The organism is Microbispora rosea (assembly GCF_044460045.1).
GTDB lineage: Bacteria > Actinomycetota > Actinomycetes > Streptosporangiales > Streptosporangiaceae > Microbispora > Microbispora rosea.
The window spans coordinates 58,294-70,782 of the sequence record NZ_JBITJO010000017.1 but is presented as its reverse complement, the minus strand read 5'-3'; the positions used below and the strand labels follow the sequence as shown (position 1 = coordinate 70,782).

Below are 12,489 nucleotides of genomic sequence, written 5' to 3'. Positions count from 1 at the left end.
CGCCTACCCGTCGGGCCGGCTGGTTCGTGACCGGGTGCGTGCGCGACGGCGTCTCCATCGCCACACCTCGTCGGCGCCCCAGACGACGAGAGGGAAGGGAAGGAGGAGCACGAACTGAGCCGGCTCGGGCGGCGCCGTGCCGAAGACCGCGCGGAACGGCGGCACGAGGACGACCGCGGCGGCGAAGGCGATCTCGAACGCGATCCCCCACAGCAGCAGCCGGTTGCTGGTCACGCCGATGGCCCGCAGGGACGCCGATTGGGTGCGTGCGGCGAAGGCGGTGCCGATCTGGCAGACCACGATACCCAGGAAGGTCATGGTGGTGGCCTGCTGCCAGGTGTGGTGCAGCGCCGAGCCGGGTCCCGTGGCCGCGCCCGGATGCCAGCCGCCCAGCAGGAGCGTGCCGAAGAAGGCTCCCAGCACCAGAACCGCCGACACTCCGCCGAGCAGACCCCAGGCACGGGCCAGCATGGCGCCCTGGATCACCCCCTCCGATCGGCGACGGGGCGGGCGGTTCATCAGGCCGGGTTCCGCGGGTTCGCGCCCCAGGGCGAGCGCGGGCAGCGTTTCGGTGCCCAGGTCGATCGCGAGGAGCTGGAGCACGGTGAGCGGGAGCGGGACCCTGCCTCCGGACAGCGCGAACACGAGGAACGGGATCACCTCGGGTGTGGCGTGGGCGAAGATGTAGCAGATGAACTTGCGTACGTTGTCGTAGACGCGCCGGCCCGCCTGTACGGCGTCGACGATCGTGGCGAAGTTGTCGTCGGTCAGCACCATGGTGGCCGCTTCGCGGGCGACGTCGGTCCCCGAGACCCCCATCGCGACGCCGATGTCGGCACTGCGCAGGGCAGGGGCGTCGTTGACTCCGTCACCCGTCATCGCCACCACATGACCCTCGGCCCGCAACGCATCGGCGATGCGCAACTTGGCCTCCGGCGAACTGCGCGAGAAGATCAGCTCGTTGCCCTTGCGGAGCAGGGCGTCCAGTTCGTCGTCGGTCATCGCGTCCAGTTCGGACCCCGTCACCACCCGAGTGCGGTCGCGGGCGATGCCGACCCGCTTGGCGATCATCGCCGCGGTGAGCCCGTGGTCGCCAGTGACCACGATGAGCCGGATTCCCGCCGTATGGCAGCGAGCGACCGCGTCGGGCACCTCGGGGCGGGGCGGGTCGAGCATGGCGACGACACCGAGGAAGGTCAGGTCGGCCTCGGCATGCTCACGCCGGGCAGGCAGCGGCACGCCGGCGTCGAGCGGGCGCCGGGCCACTGCGAGCAGGCGCAGCCCTTGGGACGCGTAGCCGTCCACCACCTCGGCGATCTCCGCGCGGTCTTGCTCCCCGATCGGACGCGTCGCGCCGTCGGCGGTCATCATCATCGTGGTGCGTTCGAGGACCTCCTCCGGAGCGCCTTTGGCATGCACCCACAGCGTCCCGTCGACCGTGTCGACCGTCGACATCATCCGCAGAGAGGGATCGAAGTGGAACTGCCGTCGCCGCTCCCCGGTGTGGCCGCTCTCCCCGAGTGAGACGCTCATCCGGAGCAGGGCGACCTCCGTCGGGTCCCCCGTTTCGGCCGGTTCGAGAGCGGCATTGTTGCAACGGGCAGCCGCCCCTGCCACCGCCCTCAGCGGCGGTGAAGACGAGAGGCCGGCCCACTTCCCACCGGTGTTCCGGATCGGGCCGGCGCTGGTCCAGATGTCGGTCACACGCATCCGGTTGAGCGTGAGCGTGCCGGTCTTGTCCGTACAGATCACGGTGGTGGAGCCGAGAGTCTCCACGGCGCTCAGCCGCTTGACCACCGCGCCGCCGCGGGCCAGCGCCCGGACCCCGACGGCCAGGGCGAGGGTGATGGTGGGCAGCAGTCCTTCGGGGACGTTCGCGACCAGCAGGCCGACGGCGAACTTGAACGCGTCGGCCAGTGGGAGGCGCGCCACCAGGGCGGCGACGGGCAGGACGGCCGCGCCCGCCGTGACCGCGACGATCGCGATCAACCAGGCGACCCGTTTGACCTGAAGTTCCAGCGGCGACTCGTCCCTGCCGACGCGCTGGGAGAGCGCGGCTATCCTGCCCAGCTCCGTATGCATTCCGGTGGCGAACACCAGCGCCCGAGCCTGCCCACCGGTGCATGTCGTGCCGCTGAACAGCAGGTCTCGCGCCTCGAGCAGCGGACCCGCGCGATCGTCGAAGGCGGCGGACCGGTACGCGGTCAACGACTCGCCGGTCAGCGTCGACAGGTCGATCTCCGCCGCGCCGTCGAGCATCCGGGCGTCGGCCGACACCCGGTCACCCTCCTCGACGACCAGCACATCACCTGGCACGAGCCCGGCGGCGTCGATCACCTGGAGCCCGCCGTCCCTGACGACCTTGGCCTTGGCCGGCAGGTAGCGGGCCAAGGTCTCGACGGCGTGCTCGGCCTGCTGCTCCTGCGCGAAGGCCAGGAGCGCGTTCAGGGCGATCACCAAGATGATCGCGATGGCGAGCGGAGCCGTGTGCGCCACCATCGCCAGACCCGCCGCCGCCCACAGCAGCAACGCCAGCGGATGGGTGAACTGGCGGCCGAGCTCTTTCGCCCAGTTCCCCCGGGCCTTCCTGACCAGCTGGTTCGGCCCGTACACCACAAGGCGACGTGCAGCTTCCCTGGAGGACAGCCCGGTAGGACGCGTCCGCAGATCACGGAACAGCCGGACGACGGGTTCCCGCGGATCCGACGGCCGGCCTTCGGTTTCCGACATCGGCGACCACCCTCAGAATCGACCTGGTTCGCGCCGCTCGTCCCCCTCCCCCATCCGGCGCTGCGGCGAGGCGCCGTCAGGCGAGCACGACTTCATGCGGCACCGCGCCGTGTCTCGCTCGCGCGCAGGGCGTCGCACAGCAGCACGGTGAGCACGGCCGCGGCGGCGGCCATCGCCCAGCCGAGCGGCGGCAGCGGCGCGAGGGCCAGCGGCGCCCCGAGCACGGGCACCGCCGTCACGAGGGCCTGCAGGATCAGGGTGGCCGACACGGCCGCCGCCACCGCGCGGCCGTGCCACCAGTCGCGCTCGAACGTCCGCCGGCGCGCCCTGACCACGTACGCGAGGGTCAGGCGGGCGAAGACCAGGGCGAGCACGGCCTGGGTGCGCACCTGCTCGTCGCTCCAGCCGAGCCGCCTGGCCGTCTCCACGACGGCGAACACCAGCGCCGCGACGACCACCGAGCGCACGAGGATGCGGCGCAGCACCCGCCACGACAGGAGCCCGTCGCGGCGCGGGCGCAGGGCGAGCGGGTCGCCCGCCGGCCGGTCCACGCCCAGCGCTATCGCCGGGATGCCGTCCAGGACCAGGTTGATCCAGAGCAGGTGCACCGGCAGCAGCGGCACGACCAGGTCGGGCCAGACGAGCAGGCCGGTCAGGACGATGAGGATCTCCGCGAGGTTGCCGGTGAGCAGGTAGCCGATCATCGAGGCCACGTTGTGGTGCAGGCGGCGGCCCTCCCGCACGCCGGTCACGATCGTGCCGAGCTCGCCGTTGGTCACCACGACGGCGGCGGCCTCGCGGGCGACGTCCGTGCCCTCATCTCCGGCCATGGCCACGCCGACGTCGGCGTGGCGCAGCGCCGGGGCGTCGTTCACGCCGTCGCCGGTCATCGCCACCACTTCGCCGCGTTCCTTCAGGGCCCGCACGAGGCCGAGCTTGGTCTCCGGGTCGACCCGTGCCACGACGGCGGCCTCGGACAGCAGCGCCCGCCCGCCGTCCCCCTCGATCGCCGAGCCGGTGACGAGCGGCTCGGGGTCGATGCCGACCTCCTTGGCGACGGCGCGAGCGGTCTCCGCGTGGTCGCCGGTCACCATCACGACCCGGATGCCGGCGCCCCGGCAGTCGGTCACGGCCCGGCGGGCCGAGGCCCGGATCTCGTCCCGAAGTGCCACCAGACCGATCGGACGCAGCCCGGCGGCGTCGAGGTCACCCGTCCGTCCCTCCGCCAGTGCGAGCACCCGCAGCCCGCGCCGGGCCAGCTTCGGCACAGCCTCCGCCAGCCGGTCGGTCTGCCCGCCGGGCGCGCAGCGGGCCAGCACCGCCTCCGGCGCCCCCTTGACGGTCAGCAGCGGCGGCCCGCCGTCCGGCGCGGTGACCACGGCCATCGACCGGGTCTCGGCGTCGAAGGGACGCGCGTCGAGTCTGGCCTCGGTGGGCGGCAGCCGTACGCCGTGACGGGCGGCCGCGTCGGCCAGCGCCACGTCCACCGCGTCGCCCAGCCCGTCGCGGGCGTCGTTGCAGCGCAGCGCGGCCCGCCACAGATCGGCGCCAGGGACGGTGACATTGTCGGCCACGGTCAGGTGGCCGGTGGTGAGCGTGCCGGTCTTGTCGGTGGCGATGACGGTGGTGGCGCCCATGGCCTCGATGGCCGGCAGCCTGCGCACGATCACTCCGAGACGGGCCATCCGCTGCGCGCCCAGGGCCAGCGCGGTGGTGACGGCGGCGGCCATGCTCTCGGGCACCGCGGCGATGGCCAGCGCCACCCCGGCCAGAATGATGTCGATCAGGGCGGCCTCGCCCCTGCTCACCCGGGTCAGCCCGATGAGCACCATGATCGTTCCCGCCGCGACCGCCAGCAGGCCGATGCGCCGCGACACCTGCCCGAGTTCGATCTCCAGCGGCCCCTTGCCCCCGCCGCCGAGGGCGGAGGCGATGCGCCCCACCTCGGTGCCGGATCCCGTGCGCAACACCTCGGCCGTACCCGAGCCGCGCACGACGAGCGTGCCGGAGAAGATCTCGCCCGCGCGGTCGCCCAGGGGCACACCCGGACCGCCCGCGCCGCCCGCGTGTTTCTCGGCCGACAGCGACTCCCCCGTCAGCGGCGCCTCGTCCACGGCGAGCGCGCCTGCCTCGACCAGCCGGGCGTCGGCGGGGACCCTGTCCCCGGCCGCGACGGTGACGATGTCGCCCGGGACGACCTCGGCCGCCGGGATCCTGCGTACGACGTCGCCGCGCACGACGGTCGCCATCGGCGCGGTGAGGGTGCGCAGGGCCCGCACGGCCTTGTCGGCCCTGGTCTCCTGGGTGACCCCGATGACGACGTTCACCAGCAGGATGGCCAGGATCGCCGCGCCCTCGGGCACCTCGCCGAGCACGAGGAGCGTGACCAGACCGGCGACGAGCAGCAGGACGGACATCGGATCCGCGAGCTGGCGGGCGGCCCGGACGAGCAGGTTGGGCGGTTTCGGCTGGGGGATCTCGTTGGGCCCGTGCTCGGCCAGGCGGCGCGCGGCCTCTTCCTCGGTCAGCCCGGTCAGGGTCCGCACAGCGGGTTCCATGCCCTCAGCAGATCACCCGGGCATCGACGACGGCTCCGGGCGAAAGCCATCGGCCCAGAGGACCTTCGGCCCCGGCGGAGGGGCACAGCGAGAAGACCGTCGGGAAGCACGGCTCCGACGTGCCGAGCACGCCCGACGCGCGGCGCGCACCCCCGCCGCCACCCTGGCGGCCCGCTCACGACCCGGCCGCCGGGGTCGAATCCCGTCCGAGAACCTCGGGACCAGGGTCCCTGCCGGAGGGGGAGGAGGCCCCTGGGAGTCTGCCCGGCACTGGTCGACGCTGGGAGCATGGCTCCAACCGTTGCCGAGGCATGTGACGTCCTGCTGCGTGACGGCGGGGTGGCGCACATCCGGCCGTTGCGACCGTCGGACCGGGACGCCCTGCACGCGCTGATCGGGAGGTCCTCGCCACGCTCGGCCTACCTGCGGTTCTTCACCGGCGGCGCCGCCTCGGCCCACGCCTACATGGATCGGATCACCGGCCCCGGCTACCGCGGGCGCGCGCTGGTCGCCTTGGTCGGCGGCCTCGTGGTCGGCGTCGCCGAATGCATCCCCGACCCGGACGGCGCGGAGGCCGAGCTGGGGATCCTGCTGGACGACCTGGTGCACGGCCAGGGGCTCGGCACGCTGCTGCTCGAACACATCGCGCTGGACGCGGCGGACGCGGGCATCGAGGATCTGGTCGCCACCGTCCTGTCCGAGAACCGGGCGATGCTGCGCGTCCTGAACGATCTCGGCCTGCCCGTGGAGAGGCGGTACGAGCACGGGCAGGTCGAGATCCGCATCGCCACGCGGCCCACGGAGAGCCTGGTGGCCGAGATCGAGGCCCGGGCACACGAGGCGGAGCGCAACTCCCTAGCACACGTGTTCACCCCGTGCTCGGTCGCCGTGATCGGGGCCAGCCGTCGTCCGGAGCGCGTGGGGAATCGAGTGCTGCGCAACCTGGTCGACGGGGGTTTCCCCGGGCCGATCTATCCCGTCAATCCCCGGGCCGCCGAGGTGCGCGGCCTGCCGGCCTATCCCGACCTCGCCTCGCTGCCCGGCCCGGCCGAGCTGGCGGTGATCGCCGTCCCGGCCCCGGCCGTGCTCGGCGTCGCCCGCGAGTGCGCCCGTCACGGGGTGCGCGCCCTGGTCGTCCTCACCGCCGGCTTCGCCGAAGCCGGCGGCCGCGAGACGCAACGGGAACTGCTGCACGTCTGCCGCGAGGCCGGCATGCGGCTGGTCGGGCCCAACTGTCTCGGCATCGTGAACACCGTGGCCCGCCTGCACGCCGGTTTCCTGCCCGGACGCCCACCCGCGGGTCCGCTGGGACTGATGTCCCAGTCGGGCGCGGTCGCGGCCGCCGTCATCGAGCGTGCCGGACGGCTCGGCCTCGGCGTCTCCTCGTTCGCCTCCGTCGGGAACAAGGCGGACGTCAGCGGAAACGACCTGCTCGAATACTGGGAAGACGATCCCGCCACCCGCGTCATCGCCCTGTATCTCGAATCGTTCGGCAACCCGCGCAGGTTCGGCCGGATCGCCCGCAGGATCAGCGCCCGCAAACCGATCATCGTCGTGAAAAGCGGACGCAGCGCCTCGGGGAGCCGGGCCGTCCACTCGCACACCGCGGCCGCGGCGACCCCCGATGTCGCGGTGGACGCGCTGCTACGGGCATGCGGCGCGATCAGGGAGGACAGCGTCCAGGATCTGCTCGACACCGCCCGGCTGCTGGCCTGTCAACCGCTTCCGAACGGTCCCCGGGTGGCGATCGTCGGCAACTCCGGCGGCCCCCAGGCGATGACCGCGGACGCGTGCGAGCGGCTCGGCCTGGTCGTGCCGGACCTGCACCCCGCCACCGCACAGGCGCTGCGTACCCGGCTCCGCCCGGCCGCGGCCGTCGGCAACCCCGTCGACCTCACCGCCGAGGCCGACGCCGCCGACTTCGCCTTCGCGATCGCGACCGTCCTGGCCGACCCGGGCGCCGACGCCGTGATGGTCGTCTACACCCCGCCCTTCGGCGCAGGGCTGAACGCGACCAGGGAAGCGATCGCCACCGCCACCACGGGCGCGGCGAAGCCCGTGCTCGCCTGCCTGGCCGGGCACGACGAGCTGATCGACGGCCGCGTGCCCGCGTACGCCTTCCCCGAGCAGGCCGTGCACGCCCTCGCCCAGGCCGTCGGCCATGCCGCGTGGCGCGCCCGGCCGGCTACGCCGATGGGAGACGTCCCGGGCATCGACGTCGCCGCCGTCCGGCGGATCGTCGCAGCGGACCTGGCCGCCCACCCCGAGGGACGCTGGCTGGACGAGCGCACGACGACCCGCCTGCTGTCGGCCTACGGCGTCCACGTCACCGAATCCGTCACCGTCGACGGACCCGAGGCCGCCGCCGAGGCGACCGCGCTCACCGGACTACCCGCCGTGCTCAAGGCGACCGGGCCACGCCTCGTCCACAAATCCGACGTCGGCGGCGTCCGGCTCGGTCTGCGGACACCGGAGCAGGTCCGGCACGCCTACCGGGAGATGTCGGCCCGCCTCGGCCCCGCCATGCAGGGAGGGATCGTCCAGGCCATGGCCGATGAGGGCACCGAACTGATCATCGGAGGCGTCGCGCACGAGACGTTCGGGCCACTGATCATGGTGGGGCTCGGCGGTGTCGCGACCGAGCTGCTCGCCGACCGCGCCTTCCGCGTGCCGCCGATCGACCGCACGGAGGCCGGGAGAATGCTCGGCGAACTGCGCTGCGCACCCCTCCTGCACGGTTATCGAGGCCGGTCGGAGGCCGACCTCCCCGCGCTGGCCGACCAGATCGTGCGCGTCGGCCGCCTGATGGACGACCAGCCTGACATCGCCGAACTCGACCTCAACCCCGTCATCGTGACGCCGGGCGGGGCGGTGGCCGTGGACGCGCGCGTACGGCTCGCGCCCGCCCCGCCTCTCCCCTCCCCCTTCCGGCGCCGTCTGCGATGAACACTTGTCGGGAAAGCCGCCGAAAGACGGGTGCGGCTCTCGTACGGACGCGCGTCAGGGCTGGATGTTCTCCAGGTCCTCCAGGAGGCTGGAGTGCGTCGGCCGCCACCCGAGGGCCTCCCGGGTGTGGGCGCTGGACGAGGGCTGGTCCATAGCGAAGATCGGGCCGAACGGGCCGAAGTTCTCCTGCGGGACCTCCCCCACCGGCAGGTCCAGCCGCCGGCCGATGACCGTCGCGATGTCCCGCACCGCGTCACCCTCGTCGGCGACGGCGTGCCAGGACGTCCCGGCCGGCGCCGACTCAAGGACCAGGCGGAACAGGACCGCCGCGTCGAGCGCGTGCACGGCCGGCCAGCGCTGGGTGCCGTCGCCCGGGTAGCCGGCCACTCCGGTGCTGCGCGCCGCATCGACCAGCAGACCGGCGAATCCGCCCTGTCCCTCGTTGTGGACCGTGCGCGGCATGCGGACAGCCATGCCACGCAGGCCGCGCGAGGCGAGATCCAGCAGTGCTGTGACCGAACGGCCTCGGCCCCCCACCGGTCCGTCGGCCGGCAGCGGATCGGCCTCGGTGGAGGCGCGCCCCGGCACCCAGGGCGTACCCGAGACCGTGACGATCGGGCGGTCGCTGCCGATCAGTTCCTGCCCCAGCGCGGCGAGAGCGGCGCTCTCCTCCGCGACGGCCTCCGCGAGCGCGTCCGGGCTGCCGTAGTCGCGTCCGAACGCCAGACTGATCACGCCGTCGGATTGTGCAGCGCCGGAACGCAGGACGTCGAGGTCCGCCAGATCTCCTCGCAGCACCGTGGCGCCGGCGCTCTCAAGGGCCTGCGCGGAGCCGTCCGAGCGAGCCAGTGCGAGAACGGTGTGGCCGTTGCCGAGCAGTTCGGCGACGACGGCGGAGCCGATGGTGCCGGTGCCGCCGGTGACGAAGACGTGCATGAGCCCTCCCCAAAGTGATGAGACCTTTGTCCCATCACTGACCCTACATGGTGACGGGACAACAGTCGCATCACCTATCCTGGTCTCATGGCCAGATGGCAACCGGGGGCGGCCCAGCGACTCGTCGTAGCGGCCGTCGACCTGTTCACCGAGCAGGGGTACGACGCCACCACGGTGACGCAGATCGCCGAGCGCGCCGGCGTCACCAAGAGCACCTTCTTCCGGCACTTCTCCGACAAACGTGAAGTACTGGTGGCCGGTCAGGAGACGCTCAGCAGGCTGCTCGCCGACGGCATCGCCGAGGCGCCCGCGAGCGCCAGCCCGCTTCAGGCGGTGGCAGCCGGTCTCGAGCGCGCATCGAGCGCCATGGGCCCGGCGAACCGTGAACTCGGCCCCCGCCTCAAAGCGGCCGTGGCGGCCAGCTCCGAACTTCAGGAGCGCGACGCCCTCAAGAGCGTCGGTCTCGCGGCCGCCATGACAGCCGCGCTCATCGACCGGGGTGTCCCCGAGCCGACGGCGCATCTCGCCGGCGAGCTGGGAGTCCTCGCGTTCAAACGGGGCTACGCCCGGTGGTGCGAAAGTGGTCGTGACGACGCGGGAGGGCTCGCGCCTCACGCGCTGGCGGCCTTGGAGGACCTGCGCGCGGCGACCGCGTCGCTGGGCTGATCGATGCCGTCCGGCCCGCGCCGGCCGTGCCCGGCGGGGTTTTGGCCAAGTCGCAGTGCCACGCCGCCAGCCCTATGCCCGAGCGACGGACCGGGTTGAACCACGCACCTTCCCGCGCACCTTCCGCTCAGCCGGCGCCAACGGGCAGATCGGGGAGGGAGTCTCCGGGGAAGCCGTAGCACGGGTGAACCTCGCAGCGCATCATCCCGGCTCGAACGCAGGGGTCCCCGGCCATGATCTCCGCGGCTTCTTCGGCCGGCACGGTCATGATCGCGACGCCCGCCACGACGTCGGAGGCGACCGGGCACAGGATCGCGATCACCCCCTCGGCGCGCAGCGAGACCATACGCCGCTGGTGTTCGAGTTCGATCGCGTCAGCGCCGTCCATGGTCCGCTCCGGCCCCCACGAAAGGAGCGCCAGGCTGTAGGGCTTCGCGGTCGCGGCCAGAGCCCGGATCTGTTCGTCGGTCACGCTCGTGCTCATGACGTCTCCCTACTTCTCGATGCGCTCGGCCAGCGAGACGATGATTCCTTCGGGCCCGCGGACGTAGGCCATCCGCCACACGCCTTCGTATTCGCCGACGCCTCCCACCAGGCCGTAGCCGCCGGCGGCGGCGTGCTCGACCGCGGCGTGAAGGTCGTGCACCTCGAAGGCGACGTTGCGCAGGCCCAGCTCGTTGGCCGGCGCGGCAGGCGAACCCGGGAGGTGGTCCGGCCGCGTGAAGCTCGACAGCTCCAGCGTCGTGCCTCCGCCGGGCGCTCGCAGCATGACGATCTCGGTGCGGGCGCCGGTCATGCCGATCACCGTGTCCAGGAACTCGCCTTCGACGGCCATCTTCGGATCGGCCTCCAGACCGAGGCTGACGAAGAACGCCGTCACGGCATCGAGGTCGGCGACGGTGATGCCGACGTGGTCGAAGCGCCTGATGAATGTCATCGGATCCCCTCCGGGGTTTCTTAAAGAGACGCCGAAAAGGTAACACCCGAAGTTCCGTAAGGGAACCCCAGTTGCTAGATTGCTGCCATGCAGCGAACGCGGTTCGGGGACATGGCGTGTTCCATCGCGCGCACCTTGGACGTGATCGGCGAGCCCTGGTCGCCGCTGATCCTGCGCGACGTGTGGGCCGGAGTGCGCCGCTTCGACCACATCCAGGCCGACCTGGGGATCTCCCGCAAGGTGCTCACCGAGCGGCTCAACCACCTGGTCGAACAGGGTGTGCTCGAGCGGCTGCCCTACGACGCCCGCCCCCGCTACGAGTACCACCTCACCGCCAAGGGCGCCGATCTCGTCGAGATGCTCATGGTGATGGCCCGGTGGGGTGACCGCTGGCTCGCCGGCGAGGCCGGGCCTCCCGTCCTCTACCGTCACCATGCCTGCGGCCAGATCGGCCACGTCGACCCACGCTGCAGCCACTGCGAGGAGCCGATGCACGCCGACGACGTCGACCTCCTCCCCGGCCCGGGCGCGGCCTGAAGACCAGGAGAAGCAGGTCGACCGCGCGCCGAGCACGGTTGCCCGCCGTGTGCCCGCCGTGTTCGCCTGCCGGGATCCTGGTCAGGACTGACCGCTTCTGAGCCCCGCGCTGCCGGATCAGGGCTGGGTGGCGAGGACGGTCACCGGGTCGCCGACCCGGATTTCGCCGTAGTCGCGGGGGACGAAGCGGACACCGAACCAGGTCCTGCCGTCCCAGCGGCGGTGGAGGGCCAGGGTGCGGAGAGGTTCCTTGCCCTTCTCCAAGGTGGTGGGGTCGTAGGTGGGCACGGCGCAGCGGTCGCAGAGTTCGGACATGCGGAAACGGAGGGCGCCGATGCGGATCTCGCGCCAGGTGTCCTCGACATAGGGGGCGAAGCCGTCCACCACGAGATTGGGGCGGAAGCGGGCCATGTCGAGGGGGGCGGGGACCTCCTCCTGGCGTTCGAGGGCGCCCTCGGCGATCCAGTCGTCGAGCCGGCAGAGGGAGGAACGGGAGGTGATCAGGAAGGGGGCGTCCCCGGCCAGACTGACGACGTCGCCGGGGAGGCCGCCGTGGGAGGCCGGGACGGCGCAGCGCCGGGGGTCGTCGAGCCATACGAGGCGGGCGGGTTTGCCCAACAATCGGGTGAACCAGGCGTGGGCCTCCGGATGGGCGAGGACCACCGTGTCCACTTCCACGAAGTGGACGGGGACGTGTTCACCGGTGGCCGGGGGGACCTTCAGCTGCGGCAGACCGGGAGCCTCAAGCAGAAGGCCGCCCTCGGCGGTGGGGGTGGCCACGACGGAGAGCATCCGCGGGTTCTCCCCGACCCAGTGCAGGTTGCCCGACTCGTCCACCACGGCCCACCGGCGATCCCCCGCCAGCCCCCACGGCTCCACGACCGCCGAATCAACAACCCACCCAGAAACCGACTTCACCGGATACATACGGATCTCGGCCAGCTCCACTCCGACAGCGTACGTCCGGGAATCACTCCTCGATAGACGTGAGCTCCCGCCGCTTCGCCGTCGACTCGTCCCCCGGCGACATGCGGCGCAGCCAGGCCGGCGTCACCCCTCCGCTCTCCCGGCCGGCGCCCACTGCGGCGGATACGCCGCGATGGGGTAGCGATACGGGTGTTTTCCCCCTGCCAACCACACGACGGGCGCAGGCAACCTGGAAGTCCCTGGAACAGTGCA

The 12,489-nt window shown here is 72.4% G+C and carries 9 protein-coding genes; 3 read left to right on the top strand and 6 right to left on the bottom strand.

All coding sequences use genetic code 11. The features are described 5' to 3' along the window. Positions 1–3 precede the first annotated feature (3 nt). On the bottom strand, positions 4–2,730 hold the full coding sequence (locus ACIBK1_RS39180) for a cation-translocating P-type ATPase (protein ID WP_396740703.1): 2,727 nt from the start codon (positions 2,728–2,730) through the stop codon (positions 4–6). A gap of 92 nt (positions 2,731–2,822) precedes the next feature. Next, positions 2,823–5,288: a cation-translocating P-type ATPase gene (locus ACIBK1_RS39175; protein WP_396740701.1), complete on the bottom strand. Its 2,466-nt coding sequence runs from the start codon at positions 5,286–5,288 to the stop codon at positions 2,823–2,825. Between the two features lie 288 nt (positions 5,289–5,576). Here ACIBK1_RS39175 and ACIBK1_RS39170 point away from each other — a divergent pair, with 288 nt between their 5' ends. Continuing rightward, the gene (locus tag ACIBK1_RS39170; protein WP_396740699.1) at positions 5,577–8,234 is read left to right on the top strand and encodes a bifunctional acetate--CoA ligase family protein/GNAT family N-acetyltransferase; all 2,658 of its coding nucleotides are present in this window, start codon (positions 5,577–5,579) and stop codon (positions 8,232–8,234) included. Between the two features lie 54 nt (positions 8,235–8,288). On the opposite strand, the gene ACIBK1_RS39165 is transcribed toward ACIBK1_RS39170, so the two are convergent. Further along, entirely contained in the window at positions 8,289–9,170 is an 882-nt protein-coding gene (locus tag ACIBK1_RS39165; protein ID WP_396740697.1) for an SDR family oxidoreductase, read from the bottom strand. A gap of 87 nt (positions 9,171–9,257) precedes the next feature. On the opposite strand from ACIBK1_RS39165, the gene ACIBK1_RS39160 reads away from it, so the two are divergent. Next, positions 9,258–9,836 carry a TetR/AcrR family transcriptional regulator gene (locus ACIBK1_RS39160; protein WP_076441865.1) on the top strand — a complete coding sequence of 193 codons (579 nt, stop codon included), beginning with the start codon at positions 9,258–9,260 and terminating at the stop codon, positions 9,834–9,836. Between the two features lie 127 nt (positions 9,837–9,963). Here the strand turns inward: ACIBK1_RS39160 and ACIBK1_RS39155 are convergent, their stop codons facing one another. Together ACIBK1_RS39155 and ACIBK1_RS39150 are read right to left on the bottom strand one after the other, a co-directional pair. Beyond that, positions 9,964–10,320, bottom strand: coding sequence for a YciI family protein (locus tag ACIBK1_RS39155; RefSeq protein ID WP_363425356.1), 357 nt, complete (start codon positions 10,318–10,320; stop codon positions 9,964–9,966). 9 nt (positions 10,321–10,329) lie between these two features. Then, on the bottom strand, positions 10,330–10,773 hold the full coding sequence (locus ACIBK1_RS39150; RefSeq protein WP_396740695.1) for a VOC family protein: 444 nt from the start codon (positions 10,771–10,773) through the stop codon (positions 10,330–10,332). An 87-nt stretch (positions 10,774–10,860) separates the two neighbouring features. On the opposite strand from ACIBK1_RS39150, the gene ACIBK1_RS39145 reads away from it, so the two are divergent. Next, positions 10,861–11,310 carry a winged helix-turn-helix transcriptional regulator gene (locus ACIBK1_RS39145; protein ID WP_396740693.1) on the top strand — a complete coding sequence of 150 codons (450 nt, stop codon included), beginning with the start codon at positions 10,861–10,863 and terminating at the stop codon, positions 11,308–11,310. 117 nt (positions 11,311–11,427) lie between these two features. On the opposite strand, the gene ACIBK1_RS39140 is transcribed toward ACIBK1_RS39145, so the two are convergent. Continuing rightward, positions 11,428–12,258 (bottom strand): MOSC domain-containing protein, encoded by an 831-nt coding sequence (locus tag ACIBK1_RS39140; RefSeq protein ID WP_396740691.1) that lies wholly within the window; start codon positions 12,256–12,258, stop codon positions 11,428–11,430. Positions 12,259–12,489 lie beyond the last annotated feature (231 nt).